Origin of the sequence: Streptomyces sp. AM 4-1-1 (assembly GCF_029167625.1) — a bacterium.
In the GTDB taxonomy this organism is placed as follows: domain Bacteria; phylum Actinomycetota; class Actinomycetes; order Streptomycetales; family Streptomycetaceae; genus Streptomyces.
In genome coordinates this window covers 5,458,728-5,475,207 of record NZ_CP119145.1, presented here as the reverse complement: position 1 = coordinate 5,475,207, position 16,480 = coordinate 5,458,728, and the positions used below count along the sequence as shown (strand labels likewise).

The window sequence follows — 16,480 nt, the reverse complement described above, 5'->3', positions numbered from 1 at the left end:
CCGGATCAGCCGCGGGGCGCGCGGGCCAGTTGGCGGGACTGGGCGACCAGCCGGTCCGCGCTGTCCCAGACGTCCGCGTCCTCCTCCAGATAGCCGCCCGCGAGGTTGCGGGTGGTGATGGAGACGCGCAACGGGCCGGGCGCGGGGCGGCAGCGGACGTGGGCGGTGAGTTCGACGGTCGGGGTCCAGCCCTTGAGCCCCAGGTCGAACGAGGTCGGCGGCAGCGCGTCGACGGTCAGCAGCAGCGAGTACGGGTCGGCGTCACGGCCGTCCGCCAGCCCGAACCAGCCGCGCACCTCACCCTTGCCCGAGGGGACGCCGACGGCCCAGCCGACGGTCGCCGGGTCGAGCCTGATGTCGAGCCGTTCGGTGATGGCGGAGTCGCCGGGGATGGCGGCCGGGCCGTCGGCGGGGCCGAGGCACCGCTCGACGGGCGGCAGCCGCGGCGGCACGGCCGTCGTGCGCACCTCGTCGGAGAGGGTGGCCAGGTCGCCGAAGGTGGCGAGGACCCGGAGGCGTTCGACCTCGGTGCCGTCCGCCTCGTACTGGACGAGGGACGCCTGGCCGGTGGCGAGGGTACGGCCGGCGCGGACGACCTCCGTCCGGATCACGGCGGGCCCGGGGACGGACGCGGTCAGGTAGTGGGCCGACACCGAGAAGGGGTCCGGGTGCGGGAGGGCGTCACCGAGGGCGCGCCCGATCATGGCCAGCAGATAGCCGCCGTTGACCGCTCCGAGGATGGTCCAGCCCGTCGAGAGCTCCGCGTCGAAGACGCCTTCCTCACGGAGGGTGACGGCGGTGTCGCGGTCGAACTCGCTGTTCCCGATGGTTGCCCGTGCTGCCTGTGCCATGGCACGCACCGTACACCGATTGTATTACCGAGCGGTAGCTTTGCTGATCGCGCGAAGGGCCGCGAAGGGCCGCACGCCCCCTGACGCCCCCCTGGACGGTCCGGAACGACACACGAGAAGTCGGCCACCGGGCGGCGGGCGGTCAGCCCGAGGCCGGGCCCTCCTCGGCGGCGGCCGAGCGACGGTTGTACGCGCGCGGCGCCCGCCAGTGGTAACGCAGCGCCAGCAGACGCAGCACGAAGGCGGTGATCACGGCGGCGCCACCGGTCAGCGCGTTGAGGGCGTCGAAGCGGATGCACAGCACGGTCGTCACGGCCCCGACGATCGCGGGCACGGCGTACAGATCCCGGTCCCAGCGGAGCAGGGACGGCACCTCGTTGGCGAGGACGTCCCGCAGCACACCGCCCCCGACCGCGGTGGCCAGCCCCAGGGCGGCGGACGCGGTGAGGCCGAGGCCGTAGTCGTACGCCTTGACCGTGCCCGCGACGCAGAACAGACCGAGGCCCGCCGCGTCGAAGACGTTGACGCCGACCTGGATGCGCTCGACGTGCGGATGCAGGAAGAACACCAGCCCGGCGGCGAACAGCGGAGTGACGAAGTAGCCGAGATCGGTGAAGGCCGCGGGCGGGATCGCTCCGATGATCACATCACGAAGCAGCCCCCCGCCCAGCGCGGTCACCTCGGCGAGCACCGCGATGCCGAAGACATCGAAGTTCTTGCGTACGGCGAGCAGCGCGCCGGAGATCGCGAAGACGAAGATGCCCACGAGATCGAGCGCGTGCTGGACGGAGGGCGTGAACAGTTCGTTGAGCACCCGACATTTTTACGCACGTTCAGACATACACACGAATGTGGATGCCCGCCCGCACGCACACAGGTGCGCGTCGGCACGGACGCCCACCGCGGACACGGCCGCTCAGGCGCCCTTCGCGCCCGCGTCCGGGTCCGACACCTCCGGCTCCCCCTCCGGCTTCTCCGACCGCACATCCGGGGTCCTCGGCTCCACGGGCGCCTCGGGTTTCACCGTCACGACGGCCAGCGACTCGCGCGCCCCCGGCAGCACCGTCTCCCCCGGCGCCTGGTCCGGCGCGTTCTCCGGGTGGTGGCAGGCCACCTGGTGGCCGGTCTTCAGGGCGACCAGCGGCGGCTCCTGCGTCGTGCAGACGCTCGTCGCCTTCCAGCACCGGGTGTGGAACCGGCAGCCGCTCGGCGGCGAGATCGGCGACGGCACATCGCCCTTGAGCAGGATGCGCTCGCTCTTCACGCCGCGCCGCCGCGGGTCCGGCACCGGCACCGCGGACAGCAGTGCCTTCGTGTACGGGTGCATCGGCGAGGTGTACAGCGAGGACCGGTCGGCGAGTTCGACGATCTTGCCGAGGTACATGACCGCGATCCGGTCGGAGACGTGCCGGATGACGGAGAGGTCGTGCGCGATGATCACGTACGTCAGTCCGAGCTCGTCCTGGAGGTCGTCCAGCAGGTTCACCACCTGCGCCTGGATCGACACGTCCAGCGCGGACACCGGTTCGTCGGCGACGACGAGCTTCGGGTTGAGCGCCAGGGCGCGCGCGATGCCGATGCGCTGGCGCTGACCGCCGGAGAACTCGTGCGGATACCGGTTGTAGTGCTCCGGGTTGAGGCCCACCAGGGCCATCAGCCGCTGGACCTCCTTCTTCACCCCTCCCTCGGGGGTGACGTTCTGGAGGCGGAACGGGGTGGAGACGATCCCGCCGATGGTGTGGCGCGGGTTCAGCGATCCGTACGGGTCCTGGAAGATCATCTGGACGTCACGGCGCATCGGGCGGATCTTCCCCGCCGACATGTGCGAGATGTCCTGGCCCTGGAACTCGATCCGGCCGTCGGTCGGCTCCAGCAGCCGGGTGATCAGCCGGCCCATGGTCGACTTCCCGCAGCCGGACTCACCGACCACGCCGAGGGTTTCGCCCGCGCGCACGTCGAAGGAGATGCCGTCGACCGCCCGGACCGCCGACGACGCCCGCCCGAACAGGCCCTTGCGCACCGGGAAGTGCTTGACCAGGTTGTCCACCTTGAGCAGGGGTGCGGACGCGGGCGAAGAATCGGCCTGTCCCGGGATCGTCGCCCCGGGCTTCGTCATATCAGTCACAGCTTCGGCGCAATCTCTTCGGTCCAGATCCGGGTCCGCTCCTCCTGCGTCATATGACAGGCGGAGAAGTGCCCGGCACCGGTCTCGTGCAGCTCGGGGCGCTCGGTGCGGGTGATGTTGTCCTTCGGGACGTCCGCGTACGGGCAGCGCGGGTTGAACGCGCAGCCGGACGGGATGTTGATGAGCGACGGCGGCTGGCCCTTGACCGGGATGAGCCGTTCGGTCTGGTCCCGGTCGATGCGCGGCATCGAGCCCAGCAGCCCCCAGGTGTAGGGGTGCCGGGGCTCGTAGAAGACCTTCTCGGCCGGGCCCCGCTCGATGCAGCGTCCGCCGTACATCACCAGGAGTTCGTCGGCCATCTCGGCCACGACGCCCAGGTCGTGGGTGATCATGATGACGGCGGAGCCGAACTCCTTCTGGAGGTCCCGGATCAGGTCCAGGATCTGCGCCTGGACGGTGACGTCCAGCGCGGTCGTCGGCTCGTCCGCGATCAGCAGCTCGGGGTTGTTCACCAGGGCCATCGCGATCATGGCGCGCTGGCGCATACCGCCGGAGAACTCGTGCGGATAGCTGTCGTACCGCTTGTGCGGCTCGGGGATGCCGACCCGGTCCAGCATCTCGACCGCCCGGGTGCGGGCCACCTTCTTGCTGACCTTGTGGTGGACCCGGTACGCCTCGACGATCTGCGAACCGACCTTGTAGTACGGGTGCATCGCGGACAGCGGGTCCTGGAAGATCATCGCCATCTTGCGACCGCGCAGGGTGCGCACCCGGTCGTCGTCGGCGCCGATCAGCTCCTCGCCGTCCAGCCAGACCTCGCCGGAGATACGGGCGTTGGTGGCCGTGCGGTGCAGGCCCATCACACCGAGCGAGGTGACGGACTTCCCGGAGCCGGACTCGCCGACGATGCCGAGGGTCCGGCCGGCCCGGACGTCGAAGCTGACGCCGTCGACGGACTTCACCACACCGTCGGCGGTGTCGAAGTGGATGCGCAGATCCCGTACGGAGAGGAAGGCGTCCCCGGCGCCGGAGACCGCGGCGGCCACCGGCTCGCCCGGTGCCTCGGTCTTGGAAACCTCACTCACGAGAGCCTCACCCTGGGGTCGATGGCGGCGTACACCAGATCCACCAGCAGATTGCAGAAGACGATGAAGAAGGCCGCGCACAGCGTCACGCCCATGACGATCGGCAGGTCGTTGTCCTGCACGCTCTTGATGGCGTAGGCGCCCATGCCGGGGAAGGAGAAGACGGTCTCGGTGATGACGGCGCCACCGAGCAGCAGTCCGAAGTCCATGCCGAAGATGGTGACGATCGGGGTGAGCGCGGCCCGCAGACCGTGCTTGCCGATGACCGCTCTCTCCCGGAGTCCCTTGGCACGCGCGGTCCGGATGTAGTCCTCGCCCATGGTCTCCAGCATCCCGGCCCGGGTGAGCCGTGCGTAGAGCGCCGAGTAGAGGAACGCGAGCGAGCACCAGGGGATCAGCAGGTTCCACGCCCACTCGGCGGGATTCTCCGTGAACGGTACGTACTCGATGCCTTCCCAGACCGGCCACTGCACGGTGAGGACGCCGAGCGCCAGCATGCCCGTGAAGAAGATCGGGAGGGAGACGCCGGCGAGGGCGACACCCATGAAGAAGCGGTCCAGCAGCGAACCCCGCTTGAGCGCGGAGACCACACCGATCGCGACACCGCTGAGCAGCCAGATCACGGCCGCGCCGACGGCCAGCGACAGGGTCACCGGAATGCGGTCGGTCAGCTGGGGCCACACCTCGATGTGACGCTTGAACGAGTAACCGAAGCAGGGGGCGTTGCACTGCGAGGCGTCGGGACCGAAGTGGTAGGTCGCGCCCACGAAGATCTGCTTGAGGAAGTGCCAGTACTGCGCGTAGAGGGGCTGGTCGAGGCCCAGGTTGTGCTTGACGGCGGCAATGGACTGCGCGTTGGCGTCCTTGCCGACGTACTGGGCGGCCAGTTGGTCCATCGTCTGCCCGGCGAGGCGGGGGACGAGGAAGAAGATCGCGAAGGTGACTGCGCTGACGATCAGCAGCAACAGCACCGCGCCGAAGACGCGTCGAATGATGTACGCAGCCACAGCTGTCCGGCGGCGGTGTCCGCCGGGCCGGGGAGCCCCCTCACGGGAGCGCCCGGCCCGGCGGACACCGAAACCTTCACCTGCCTTTCGAACTTACGGGGGTACGGGGGTCGCCCCCCGAATGAATCAGCCCGGCGGACAGGGCCGGTACCTACTTGTCGGAACCCATGAGCACGTAGTCGTACATGCCGAGGTACGCCTGGGTGACCGTGACGTTCGTCGCGGACTCCGAGCGGAGCAGCAGGTTCTTGCGGTAGATCAGCGGGACGGCCGACGCGTTCTCCGCGACCATCTTGTCGACCTCGCCCCACGCCTTCTCACGGGAGGCGGTGTCGGTGTTGGCGATCCCGTCGTTCAGCGCCTTGTTGATCGCCGGGTCGTTCAGTTCCTGGACGTTGTTGCCACCGGTCGGCTTGATGGCCGAGCCGTTGATGATCTGGTCCAGGAAGCCGAAGCCGGTCGGCCAGTCGGCGCCCCACGCGGTCATGATCATCCCGAGCTTGTGCTCGTGGACGTAGCTCGGGTTACCGGCGAAGTTCTGGAAGTACTTGCCGCCCGGGAACGTCTTGATGTTGGCCGTCACGCCGATCTTCTTCAGCGAGGCCTGGACCGCGGTGACCATGGACATCTCGGCCGGACGGTCGGAGCGGGCCGAGATGTTGGTCTCGAAACCGGCCGGCTTGCCGCAGGCCTTCAGCTCTTCCTTGGCCTTGGCGATGTCGCCCTTGCTGCCCTCGGAGGGGTACAGGTCGAACTTGTTGTAACCGCTGACGGTCGGCGGCAGCAGGGTCGACGCGACGTCACCCTTCGGGTCACCGCCCTGGGCGGCCTGGACGGACGCCTTGTCGATGCCCCACTGGACGGCCTTGCGGCAGTGGATGTTGTTGAACGGCTCCACGTTGACGTTCAGACCGATGTACGAGGTGGCGCCCGCGTACGGGTTGTCGGTCTGCTTCTTCAGCTTCTGGTTGGTCAGCACCTTGGGCTGGGTGGCCGGCGCGACACCGGTACCGGCCGCGTCACCGGTCAGGTTGTCGGCGAGGAGGTCGTTGTCGACGGTCTCCTGCTTGACCTTGAACCGGATGTTGATCTTGTCCGGCAGCGCCGGGCGGATCGGGTCCGTCTTCGGGTCCCAGTTCGTGTTGCGGACGAGGGTGGCGCTCTTGCCCTCCTCGTACTTCTCGAACTTGTACGGGCCCGAGGAGACGATGTGCTGCACGTACTCGGCGCCCTTGTCCTTCGCGGCGGGCACGGGGGCCGTCTGCGAGAAGGTCGCCAGGTAGTCGAAGTCCGCGAAGGCGTCCTTCAGCTTGAAGACGATGGTGACGTCGTCCGGGGTCTCGATGGACGCGATACCGGCCGGGCTCTTGTCCTTGTACGGGCCCTGGTACTTCTCGCCGCCCACCAGGTGCGCCTTGAAGTACGTCGGTCCGTTGGACAGGGCCTCCGGCGCGAAGTTGGAGCGCTCGATGGCGTACTTGACGTCCTTCGAGGTGATCGGCGTGCCGTCCTCGAACTTCAGCCCCTTCTTCAGGGTGTACGTCCAGGTCTTGGCGTCCGGGCTGGGCTTGCCCAGGGACTCGGCCAGGTCCGGGACGACCTCCAGGCCCTCCTTGCCCGCGGCGGGCTTGAAGCTGGTCAGCGTACGGCCGTACAGGCGGGCGAAGTTCTGCACCCAGCCGTAGTACGTGTTACCGGGGTCGAGGGAGTCCGGCTCGTCCGACAGGGAGTACGTGACCGTACCCCCCTTCTTGTCGGACTTGTTGACGATCGAGGTCAGCGCGGCGTCGGTGGCCCCGCTGCCACCCTTGTTGCTCTTGCTGTCGTTGTCCGAGCCGCCACACGCGGTGGCCCCCAGCGTCAGTGCCACAGCTGTGGCGATCACAGCTGCTGCTTTTTTGGTCTTCACCTGAGGAATGCCCCCTCAATCGATGGTTGCGGCTGATGTGTTGACTGTTTTCGCCGCGATTACTTGCTGCGCGGGTCGAGGGCGTCTCGGAGCCCGTCGCCCAGCAGGTTGAACGCCAGAACGGTGACGAAGATCGCCAGACCCGGCACGATCATGTACTGCGGGTCCGCCTGGTAGATCTCGGCGGCGGTGGAGAGCATGCCGCCCCACGACGCCTGCGGCGGGGCGATGCCCACACCCAGGTAGCTGAGGCCCGCCTCGAAGAGGATGTTGGTCGGGATCAGCAGGGTGGAGTACACCAGGATCGGCGCGACCAGATTGGGCAGCAACTCCCGGAACAGGATGAAGGGCCCACGGGCGCCGAGGCTTCTGGCCGCTTCGACGAACTCGCGTTCTCGCAGGCTGAGCGTCTGGGCACGCACGATGCGGCCCATGTACGGCCAGCTGAAGAAGCCGATCACGAAGATCAGCACCGCGATGCGCAACGGGAGTCCGGTCAGTCCGAACGCGCCGTCCTGGAGCGAGGCCGAGATGGAGATGGCGAAGAGAAGGAGGGGGAACGCGAGGAAGACGTCCATCGTCCGGCTGATGAGGGTGTCGGCCCAGCCGCCGTAGAAGCCGGCCGTCACGCCCATGAACACGCCGATGATCACGGACACCAGGGTGGCGCCGCCGGCCACCAGCAGTGACACCCAGGAGCCCTCGATGATCCGGGCCAGGATGTCGCGTCCGTACTGCGGGTCGACACCGAGCGGATGATCCCAGCTCATGCCGCCCCACGCACCCTTGGGAGCGAGCAGCGCGGGGTCGATCAGGTCCTGGTGGAACTCGTTCGGGTCGAGCCCGAACACCGCTTGGATGGGCTTGGAGAGCACGGCCAGGAGGATCAGCAGCACGACGATCACGCCGCCGGCGACGGCGACCTTGTCGCGTCTGAATCTGTTCCAGGCGATGCGCCCGAGTGAACGGCCCTCGATCTGCGCTGACTTGGCGCCCTTCAGCACAGACTCCGGCTGAGCTTCGGCCTGCGATCCGGTGGTCTCAATGGGTGCGGTCATCGTCCCTCGTGCTTGCCCTTGCCGACGGTTGCCGACGATGCGTGGCTGCCATCCGGGGCGACGGTACGGGCCGCTGCGGTGGTGCCGTGTGTCTTCCGTATTGCCGGGTGATTCGTGTGATGCGAGTGATTCGCCGAGGGATGGGGCCGGTGCTGCGGCACGCACTGCGTGGACGGTCCGGCTTCCCTCTTTCGGGCGAGTGTTCAACGCTGTCGCGATCACCCGCCAGTCCTGACGAGGAATGTTTGCTCAAACGTGATCCGGGCAATGGGCTTACCGTTATCCGGACAGCGGTCTTCCGCGAGCGGTTCGACCGCCCTCAATGGCCGGATAATTACGAGGAGTTGCCCGGGGGTGGGCGGGTGCACGGAGAATGCGGGACGTTGGCCGCCGGTGGGTGGGTTTGCCCCTGGGACGTACCCGCACGGGTGTGACGGACGGGTACGGGGGCGGGCGGGTGTCCCTCTCCGGGGCGCGTGCGCGACCGGCGTGATCACGACGCGGAGACCCACGGGGTACGTGGGGCGCGTGGGGCGCGTGGAGCAGTGGGTCACGGGCCGCGGACGATCCGGGTCGGGGTCACGCGGGGCGGACCGTCCGGGCCGGGGTCATGCGCGGCGGACCACCCGGACCACCCGGACCGGCCGGAAGGCCCTACGGGAACGGGTAGCCGTACCCGGGCGCCGAGGCGGGCGGCTGCCCCGCCGGGACGTGCGCCTCCCGGTCGTAGAACGGCCGGGAGTTGGCGCGCAACCAGATCGCGACCGGGTCGTACTCGTCGGACATCGCGACGGTGGACACGGGCAGCCCGTCCGGGACCGCGCCGACCGACTGCCGCATCATGGCGCGGACGGCCTCGACGGAGTGCGGTCCGGTGTCGTACAGATCGAGGCCGATCGCCAGATACGGCACTCCGAGCGCGGGCTGAACCCAGGCGCGGCGCAGCGCGCGGACGGCCGGGGTGCGGTGGGCGCTCTGGCTGAGCAGGGCGTAGAACTGCGGCATCTCCACGGCGGGTTCGGAGAGCCGGAGCGGGCCCGCGGGCATCCGGTCGAGACCGGTGGCGATCCGGCGCAGGTCGAGCCAGGGGATGCCGACACCGCCGCCCGGGGCGTGCGGGTTGAGCCAGATGCCCCAGCGGTCGGGGAAGAGGGCGCGGGCGATGTCGCGTCCGGCGACCACTTCGTGGGATCTGTTCCAGCCGCTGGCGGAGAGTTCCTGGGCGGAGGTCACACAGGGGGCGTAGCCCAGCCCCTCGATCTCCATGTTTCCGTACTGCGCGTCGGGCGAGCCGGGCCGGCCGTGCCAGAGGAGCATCCAGATCCGGTCGGCGGCGAGTGCCTGGAGCAGCGCCTCGTACGCGTCGTAGCGGCCGGGGGTCACCTGGCGCAGCATGTGCTCGACCTGCCCGGTCGCCGCGGTGCCTGACGCACTCACCCTGGGTCCCGCCCCTCTTCGACTCTTCGGTCCACTGCGCGGCCCCGATCCGCACCCGGGCACACGGGCTCGGCCCCGGGGTCCGCCCAAGCCATCAAACCAGCTTATGCGTCGCCACTGACACCGGCTTGACGTCACGGGTTGACGCGTCATGTTGACGCGGCGGGGGCGGAAGGACCGCGGCGGAGGGGCGCGGCCGGCGGCGCGAAGACCGGACTACCGCTCCTCGCGCCGGTAGAACGGCCGGACCTTCTCCAGCATCCAGTCACCTACCGGGTCCCGCGCCGCGTCGAACAGCACCAGGTTGACCTGCCAGGGCACCTCGGCCCGGCCGAGCGCGCGGCCCAGGGCGTCCATCGGGGCCTGGAGGGCCGGGCCGTCCCAGGCGGACAGTTCGACGCCGACGAAGAGGACCGGGGCGTCGCCCTCGACGCTGGCGAGCGCCCGGCGAGCGGTGCGGACGACACCGCACTCCTCGAACTCACCGGCGGCCGCCGCGAGGAAGTCGACGGGCTCCTCCTGCCAGTCCGGCTCGTACAGCCTGACCCGGCCGCCGGTGGCGGAGCCGTCCAGCGGGGTGCGGCCGGCCCGGCAGAGTTCGGCGACGGCGGGCGGCGGCAGCGGGGCGCCGACCGCGCCTCCGGGGTTCACCGCGATGCCGAGCTGCGGGGGCAGCCCCCGGGCGAAGTCGCGGGCGGGCGCCACGGTGAAGGACATGTGCGTGCCGACGCACAGCGCGAACTGCTGTTCGGAGCTGAACACGGGGACGTACGGGGCCCCCTCGATGTCCAGCGTCGGCAGGTCGAGGGAGGCGCTGTCCGGGCCGCCGCCGTTGGGGAGCGGTATCCAGAGGTGGCTGCGGCCGAGCACTTCGACGAGCCGGCCGCCGGCCTCGGCGGCGCCGAGCGACGCCGTCAGCGCCTCCTCCAGCTCATTGGCCGGCCATCCGCCGTACGGAGGTGTCTGGATCGGTGCCGGAACGTCCACTGCTTCCCCTTCTCGCCCATGCTGTGCGGCAGCACTCTAGTACCGCTCCCGGCAAGCCCTGCCCCGTCGCGCGGCCCAGCACGCACGCTCACCGCGTCGGCCAAAAGCCCTGGTAGCCCCTCCCCCAAGGTCTCGCGGACCAGGGGGAATCCGCTCCAGGACTTCCGGCCGTCCCGCGATCGCACGCACCGGACGGCGCCCCGCGCCGGACGGGCCCGGGGCCTCTCGTCCGGGTCAGGCCGGAACCGGCGCGGGCGGAGGTCCCTGAGGCGTCATCGGCCCGGCGAACGACAGCCCGGTCAGCGCCCCGGCCGCCGCGCGGTCCAGCAGGACCGCCGACGAGCAGCCCGGGGGCAGGACGCCCTCCTCGGCGGCGCGCAGCAGCCGGGCGACCGCCGCGCGGTGGCGGGCGAAGGCGTAGCCCGAGACCCCGCGTCCGCGCCGGCGCTGGCCGTCCCTGGCGGTCTCGGGAGTGACGTCGAGAAGGATCAGATGGAGGGTGCGGCCCCGGCGCAGGGCCCCCCGGGCCAGCCAGCGGCGTACCCATGCCTGGTGACCGCAGTCATGGACGACGAGGGACGCGCCGGTGAGCAGGGCCCGCCGCAGCGCGCGGTAGTGGGCGATCCGGACCAGGGGCCGGTAGAGGGTGTAGGGGCATAACCGGGGCAGCGTCCGGGCCCAGCGGTCCCGGACGTCCTGGGAATCGATCGCGCGCACGTCCACGGTCCGCCGGATGAGGGTGGACTTGCCGCTGCCGGGCAGTCCGGAGACCACCACCACGTCCCCCGCGCCGAAGTACAGGACCCGTGGCCCGTCCCCCGGCCCCGCCGCCCGCAGGTCCCGGACGACGGGGGCGTGCGGGCCGGGTGTGTCCGGCGCGCTGCCGGGCGCCTCCCGGCGCGTCCGCGCGCATGTCTCCCGGTCCGGTGCGCCCTGTTGCGCGGGAAGCTCCCCGTGCACGCCCCCCGCGGCCGTCGCGTACCGCCGCAACGTCATCGCACTCCCCCTGTCGGGTCACACCACGCCTGCTCAAGAAGTGTAAAGAAAAGGCAATGTCCCACAACCGCCCCCGTGCCGCGTTCCGTCGGGCACCGGGGCCCCACTCCGCCGCGATGCGTGCGATGATGGCCCCGCCAACTGCATACAGGCCGCTCGAATCCGCGCGGGAGAGTTCCGGGCACCCCTCAGGTGTCCGGGCGCCGAAGGAGCAAGATCCTCCCTTGAATCTCTCAGGCCCCGTACCGCGTGGATGAGGCACATCTGAAAAGCGAGTCGCTCCGCGGCTCCACCCAAGGTGCAAGCCGACCCCCTACGGGGCCTCTCGGCGAACCTCTCAGGTTCCGATGACAGATGGGGAGGGATCGTCCTCGTCGTCATGCCTGGGAGCCACACCTATGAGCACTGTCCCCCGTCTCACCGCCCTCGACGCGCTGCATCGTTCGCTGGGCGCGACCATGACCGATTTCGCGGGCTGGGACATGCCGCTGCGGTACGCCAGCGAGCGCGACGAGCACAACGCCGTACGCACCAGGGCGGGGCTCTTCGACCTGTCGCACATGGGTGAGATCACCGTCACGGGCCCGCAGGCCCTCGCGGCCCTCGACTTCGCGCTGGTCGGCAACATCGGGACCGTCGGCGTGGGCCGCGCCCGGTACACCATGATCTGCGCGGAGGACGGCGGAATCCTGGACGACCTGATCGTCTACCGCCTCGGCGGGAGCGAGTACCTGGTGGTCGCCAACGCCGGGAACGCGCAGACCGTGCTCGACGCGCTGACCGCCCGCGCCGAGGGCTTCGACGCCGAGGTGCGCGACGACCGCGACGCGTACGCGCTGCTCGCCGTGCAGGGCCCCGAGTCCCCCGCGATCCTGGCCGCGGTCACCGACGCCGACCTGGACGGTCTGAAGTACTACGCGGGCCTGCCCGGCACGGTCGCGGGGGTCCCCGCCCTGATCGCCCGCACCGGTTACACCGGGGAGGACGGCTTCGAGCTCTTCGTCGCCCCCGAGCACGCCGAGGGGGTGTGGCGGGCGCTGACCGAGGCCGGCGCCCCGCGCGGACTGATCCCCTGCGGACTGTCCTGCCGCGACACCCTGCGCCTGGAGGCGGGCATGCCGCTGTACGGGCACGAGCTGACCACCGTCCTCACGCCGTTCGACGCGGGCCTCGGCCGGGTCGTGAAGTTCGAGAAGGAGGGTGACTTCGTGGGCCGCGAGGCCCTGGAGGCCGCCGCCCGGCGTGCCGAGGCGACCCCGCCCCGCAAGCTCGTCGGCCTGATCGCCGAGGGCCGCCGGGTGCCGAGGGCGGGCTTCGCCGTCGTGGCCGGCGGACAGGCCGTCGGCGAGGTCACCTCGGGCGCCCCGTCGCCGACCTTGGGCAGGCCGATCGCCATGGCCTACGTGGACGCGGCGCACGCCGCTCCCGGCGCCCCGGGCGTCGGGGTGGACGTCCGGGGCACCCATGAGCCCTACGAGGTCGTGGCGCTGCCGTTCTACAAGCGCCGGAAGTGATCTGCCCGCCCCCACCAAGGGCACCGGGCACAGCACCACCGGGCACCGCCACGGGCGTGCCCGCGTACACACCGGCCCGCGCCGGACGTGACGCATTCGCGTCTCACACCGTAAGACCACCGTCCACCAGCACTCCCCGCGTACAGGAGAATTCAGGTCATGAGCAACCCCCAGCAGCTGCGGTACAGCAAGGAGCACGAGTGGCTGTCGGCCCTCGACGACGGTGTGGCCACGATCGGCATCACGGAGTTCGCGGCCAACGCGCTCGGTGACGTCGTCTACGCCCAGCTCCCCGAGGTCGGCGACACGGTGACCGCGGGTGAGACCTGCGGCGAGCTGGAGTCGACCAAGTCCGTCAGCGACCTGTACTCGCCGGTGACCGGTGAGGTCACGGCCGCGAACCAGGACGTCGTGGACGACCCCTCGCTGGTCAATTCCGCTCCCTTCGAGGGCGGCTGGCTGTTCAAGGTACGCGTCGCGGAGGAGCCGAAGGACCTGCTCTCCGCGGACGAGTACACCGAGTTCTCCGGCAACTAAAGACCCCAAGGGACCACCTGATGTCGCTTCTCAACTCCTCCCTGCACGAGCTGGACCCGGACGTCGCCGCCGCCGTCGACGCCGAGCTCCACCGACAGCAGTCCACCCTCGAAATGATCGCCTCGGAGAACTTCGCTCCGGTCGCGGTCATGGAGGCCCAGGGCTCCGTCCTCACCAACAAGTACGCCGAGGGATACCCGGGCCGCCGCTACTACGGTGGCTGTGAGCACGTCGACGTGATCGAGCAGATCGCCATCGACCGCGTCAAGGACCTGTTCGGCGCCGAGCACGCCAACGTCCAGCCGCACTCGGGCGCGCAGGCCAACGCCGCCGCGATGTTCGCGCTGCTCAAGCCGGGCGACACGATCATGGGCCTGAACCTCGCCCACGGCGGTCACCTGACCCACGGCATGAAGATCAACTTCTCCGGCAAGCTCTACAACGTGGTCGCCTACCACGTCGACGACACCGGCGTCGTGGACATGTCCGAGGTCGAGCGGCTGGCCAAGGAGTCGAAGCCCAAGCTGATCGTGGCCGGCTGGTCCGCGTACCCCCGTCAGCTGGACTTCGCCGCCTTCCGCCGCATCGCGGACGAGGTCGGCGCGTACCTGATGGTCGACATGGCGCACTTCGCGGGCCTGGTGGCCGCGGGCCTGCACCCCAACCCGGTGCCGCACGCCCATGTCGTCACGACCACCACGCACAAGACCCTCGGCGGTCCGCGCGGCGGCGTCATCCTGTCGACGCAGGAACTCGCCAAGAAGATCAACTCCGCGGTCTTCCCCGGCCAGCAGGGCGGCCCGCTGGAGCACGTGGTCGCGGCCAAGGCCGTCTCGTTCAAGGTCGCGGCGACCGAGGAGTTCAAGGAGCGCCAGCAGCGCACCCTGGACGGCGCCCGCATCCTGGCCGAGCGCCTGGGCCGGCCGGACGTCACCGAGGCCGGGGTCTCCGTGCTCTCCGGTGGTACGGACGTCCACCTGGTCCTCGTCGACCTGCGCCACTCGGAGCTGGACGGCCAGCAGGCCGAGGACCGTCTCCACGAGGTCGGCATCACGGTCAACCGGAACGCCGTCCCGAACGACCCGCGTCCCCCGATGGTGACCTCGGGTCTGCGGATCGGTACGCCGGCCCTGGCCACCCGCGGCTTCCGGACCGAGGACTTCACCGAGGTCGCGGAGATCATCGCCGCCGCCCTGAAGCCGTCCTACGACAGCGCCGACCTCAAGGCCCGCGTCATCGCGCTCGCCGAGAAGTTCCCGCTGTACCCCGGCCTGAAGTAGTGCCGCCCCCGGCGACGCGGCCGGGGAAGGCACCGGGCCGGCCCAGCGGCCCGACGACGTACCCCGGGGGCACCGCGCACACTGAACAGTGGGCGCGGTGCCCCCGCCCTTGCCCCGCCTGCGGGCCCGCACCGGCCCGTACCGCACCACCCCGGCAGACAACGACGTCTACCAACCCTTAGGAGTCATCCCGTGGCCATCTCGGTCTTCGACCTGTTCTCGATCGGCATCGGCCCGTCCAGCTCCCATACGGTCGGCCCGATGCGCGCGGCGGGCATGTTCGCGCGCCGCCTGAAGAACGAGGGCCTGCTGGCCCACACCGTCTCGATACGGGCCGAACTGTTCGGCTCGCTCGGCGCCACCGGGCACGGCCACGGCACCCCCAAGGCCGTGCTGCTCGGTCTGGAGGGCGAATCGCCCCGTACCGTCGACGTCGAGACCGCCGACGACCGCGTCGCCGTGATCCGTTCGACCGGCCGGCTCAATCTGCTCGGCATGCACGAGATCGCCTTCGACGCCGACGAAGAGCTGGTCCTGCACCGCCGCAAGGCCCTCCCCTACCACGCCAACGGCATGACGATCGCGGCGTCCGACCTGGACGGCACGGTCCTGCTGGAGAAGACCTACTACTCGGTCGGCGGCGGTTTCGTCGTCGACGAGGACGCGGTGGGCGAGGACCGTATCGTCCTCGACGACACCGTCCTCACACACCCCTTCCGTACCGGCGACGAGCTGCTGCGACTGGCCCGGGAGACCGGCCTCTCCATCTCCGCGCTGATGATGGAGAACGAGAGGGCGTGGCGCACCGAGGACGAGATCCGCAGTGGGCTGCTGGACATCTGGCGCGTGATGCAGTCCTGCGTCTCGCGCGGCATGACCCGTGAGGGCATCCTGCCGGGCGGCCTGAAGGTCCGCCGCCGCGCCGCGAACACCGCGCGCCAGCTGCGTGCCGAGGGCGATCCGCAGGCCCGCGCCATGGAGTGGATCACGCTGTACGCGATGGCGGTGAACGAGGAGAACGCCGCGGGCGGCCGGGTCGTGACGGCTCCGACCAACGGCGCGGCGGGCATCATCCCCGCCGTCCTGCACTACTACATGAACTTTGCGGCGGGCGGCGCCACCGAGACGGAGAAGGACGACGGTGTCGTCCGCTTCCTGCTCGCCGCCGGTGCCATCGGGATGCTGTTCAAGGAGAACGCCTCGATCTCCGGCGCCGAGGTCGGCTGCCAGGGTGAGGTCGGCTCGGCCTGCTCGATGGCCGCGGGCGCGCTCGCCGAGGTCCTGGGCGGCACCCCGGAACAGGTCGAGAACGCCGCCGAGATCGGCATGGAACACAACCTCGGCCTCACCTGCGATCCGGTCGGCGGCCTGGTCCAGATCCCCTGCATCGAACGCAACGGCATGGCCGCGGTCAAGGCCGTCACGGCGGCGAAGATGGCACTGCGCGGCGACGGCAGCCACAAGGTCTCCCTCGACAAGGTCATCAAGACCATGAAGGAGACGGGCGCGGACATGAGCGTGAAGTACAAGGAGACGGCGCGCGGCGGGCTCGCGGTGAACATCATCGAGTGCTGAGGTTCTAGGCCCTGACCAGGGCATTTCCATCTTTCAGCGCTGTCAGGTCCCACTACCGCCTCACGAAGGGGCTCCGGCCGCGCGGGCCGGGGCGATACTGATCGTGACAGTCGCCCCGC

At 70.1% G+C, this 16,480-nt stretch carries 14 protein-coding genes and 1 riboswitch; of the genes, 4 read left to right on the top strand and 10 right to left on the bottom strand.

Features of this window, described 5'->3' with window-relative positions; all coding sequences use genetic code 11:
- Positions 1–5: 5 nt before the first annotated feature.
- The 10 genes from PZB75_RS23295 to PZB75_RS23250 all read right to left on the bottom strand — a co-directional run bounded on the left by PZB75_RS23295 (position 6) and on the right by PZB75_RS23250 (position 11,455).
- On the bottom strand, positions 6–851 hold the full coding sequence (locus tag PZB75_RS23295) for a thioesterase family protein (protein ID WP_275537243.1): 846 nt from the start codon (positions 849–851) through the stop codon (positions 6–8).
- A gap of 142 nt (positions 852–993) precedes the next feature.
- Positions 994–1,665, bottom strand: coding sequence for a trimeric intracellular cation channel family protein (locus PZB75_RS23290; protein ID WP_275537242.1), 672 nt, complete (start codon positions 1,663–1,665; stop codon positions 994–996).
- 102 nt (positions 1,666–1,767) lie between these two features.
- Entirely contained in the window at positions 1,768–2,967 is a 1,200-nt protein-coding gene (locus PZB75_RS23285) for a dipeptide ABC transporter ATP-binding protein (protein WP_275537241.1), read from the bottom strand.
- Between the two features lie 5 nt (positions 2,968–2,972).
- Positions 2,973–4,061 (bottom strand): ABC transporter ATP-binding protein, encoded by a 1,089-nt coding sequence (locus PZB75_RS23280; protein WP_275537240.1) that lies wholly within the window; start codon positions 4,059–4,061, stop codon positions 2,973–2,975.
- Positions 4,058–5,068, bottom strand: a complete 1,011-nt coding sequence (locus PZB75_RS23275; protein ID WP_275537239.1) for an ABC transporter permease — start codon at positions 5,066–5,068, stop codon at positions 4,058–4,060. Before PZB75_RS23275 ends, PZB75_RS23280 begins: the two co-directional genes overlap by 4 nt.
- A gap of 151 nt (positions 5,069–5,219) precedes the next feature.
- Entirely contained in the window at positions 5,220–6,977 is a 1,758-nt protein-coding gene (locus PZB75_RS23270) for an ABC transporter substrate-binding protein (protein WP_275537238.1), read from the bottom strand.
- Positions 6,978–7,036: 59 nt separating this feature from the next.
- On the bottom strand, positions 7,037–8,035 hold the full coding sequence (locus PZB75_RS23265) for an ABC transporter permease (RefSeq protein WP_275537237.1): 999 nt from the start codon (positions 8,033–8,035) through the stop codon (positions 7,037–7,039).
- Positions 8,036–8,689: 654 nt separating this feature from the next.
- Positions 8,690–9,472 (bottom strand): enhanced serine sensitivity protein SseB C-terminal domain-containing protein, encoded by a 783-nt coding sequence (locus PZB75_RS23260; protein WP_275537236.1) that lies wholly within the window; start codon positions 9,470–9,472, stop codon positions 8,690–8,692.
- Positions 9,473–9,688: 216 nt separating this feature from the next.
- The gene (locus tag PZB75_RS23255) at positions 9,689–10,459 is read right to left on the bottom strand and encodes an enhanced serine sensitivity protein SseB (protein ID WP_275537235.1); all 771 of its coding nucleotides are present in this window, start codon (positions 10,457–10,459) and stop codon (positions 9,689–9,691) included.
- A 234-nt stretch (positions 10,460–10,693) separates the two neighbouring features.
- Positions 10,694–11,455, bottom strand: a complete 762-nt coding sequence (locus tag PZB75_RS23250) for an AAA family ATPase (RefSeq protein ID WP_275537234.1) — start codon at positions 11,453–11,455, stop codon at positions 10,694–10,696.
- Positions 11,456–11,612: 157 nt separating this feature from the next.
- Positions 11,613–11,713, top strand: a riboswitch (glycine riboswitch).
- 140 nt (positions 11,714–11,853) lie between these two features.
- Here PZB75_RS23250 and gcvT point away from each other — a divergent pair.
- The 4 genes from gcvT to PZB75_RS23230 all read left to right on the top strand — a co-directional run bounded on the left by gcvT (position 11,854) and on the right by PZB75_RS23230 (position 16,361).
- The gene (gene gcvT / locus PZB75_RS23245) at positions 11,854–12,969 is read left to right on the top strand and encodes a glycine cleavage system aminomethyltransferase GcvT (RefSeq protein ID WP_275537233.1); all 1,116 of its coding nucleotides are present in this window, start codon (positions 11,854–11,856) and stop codon (positions 12,967–12,969) included.
- Positions 12,970–13,128: 159 nt separating this feature from the next.
- The gene (gcvH, locus tag PZB75_RS23240; RefSeq protein WP_275537232.1) at positions 13,129–13,506 is read left to right on the top strand and encodes a glycine cleavage system protein GcvH; all 378 of its coding nucleotides are present in this window, start codon (positions 13,129–13,131) and stop codon (positions 13,504–13,506) included.
- Between the two features lie 20 nt (positions 13,507–13,526).
- Positions 13,527–14,786 carry a serine hydroxymethyltransferase gene (gene glyA / locus PZB75_RS23235; RefSeq protein ID WP_275537231.1) on the top strand — a complete coding sequence of 420 codons (1,260 nt, stop codon included), beginning with the start codon at positions 13,527–13,529 and terminating at the stop codon, positions 14,784–14,786.
- Between the two features lie 192 nt (positions 14,787–14,978).
- Positions 14,979–16,361, top strand: coding sequence for an L-serine ammonia-lyase (locus PZB75_RS23230; protein ID WP_275537230.1), 1,383 nt, complete (start codon positions 14,979–14,981; stop codon positions 16,359–16,361).
- The last annotated feature ends 119 nt before the right edge of the window (positions 16,362–16,480 follow it).

Bases quoted from the DNA above. Each gene is read 5' to 3' on its own strand.
- PZB75_RS23295 (WP_275537243.1), bottom strand. From the start codon at position 851: ATGGCACAGGCAGCACGGGCAACCATCGGGAACAGCGAGTTCGACCGC.
- gcvT (WP_275537233.1), top strand. From the start codon at position 11,854: ATGAGCACTGTCCCCCGTCTCACCGCCCTCGACGCGCTGCATCGTTCG.
- PZB75_RS23265 (WP_275537237.1), bottom strand. From the start codon at position 8,035: ATGACCGCACCCATTGAGACCACCGGATCGCAGGCCGAAGCTCAGCCG.
- glyA (WP_275537231.1), top strand. From the start codon at position 13,527: ATGTCGCTTCTCAACTCCTCCCTGCACGAGCTGGACCCGGACGTCGCC.
- PZB75_RS23250 (WP_275537234.1), bottom strand. From the start codon at position 11,455: ATGACGTTGCGGCGGTACGCGACGGCCGCGGGGGGCGTGCACGGGGAG.
- PZB75_RS23285 (WP_275537241.1), bottom strand. From the start codon at position 2,967: ATGACGAAGCCCGGGGCGACGATCCCGGGACAGGCCGATTCTTCGCCC.
- gcvH (WP_275537232.1), top strand. From the start codon at position 13,129: ATGAGCAACCCCCAGCAGCTGCGGTACAGCAAGGAGCACGAGTGGCTG.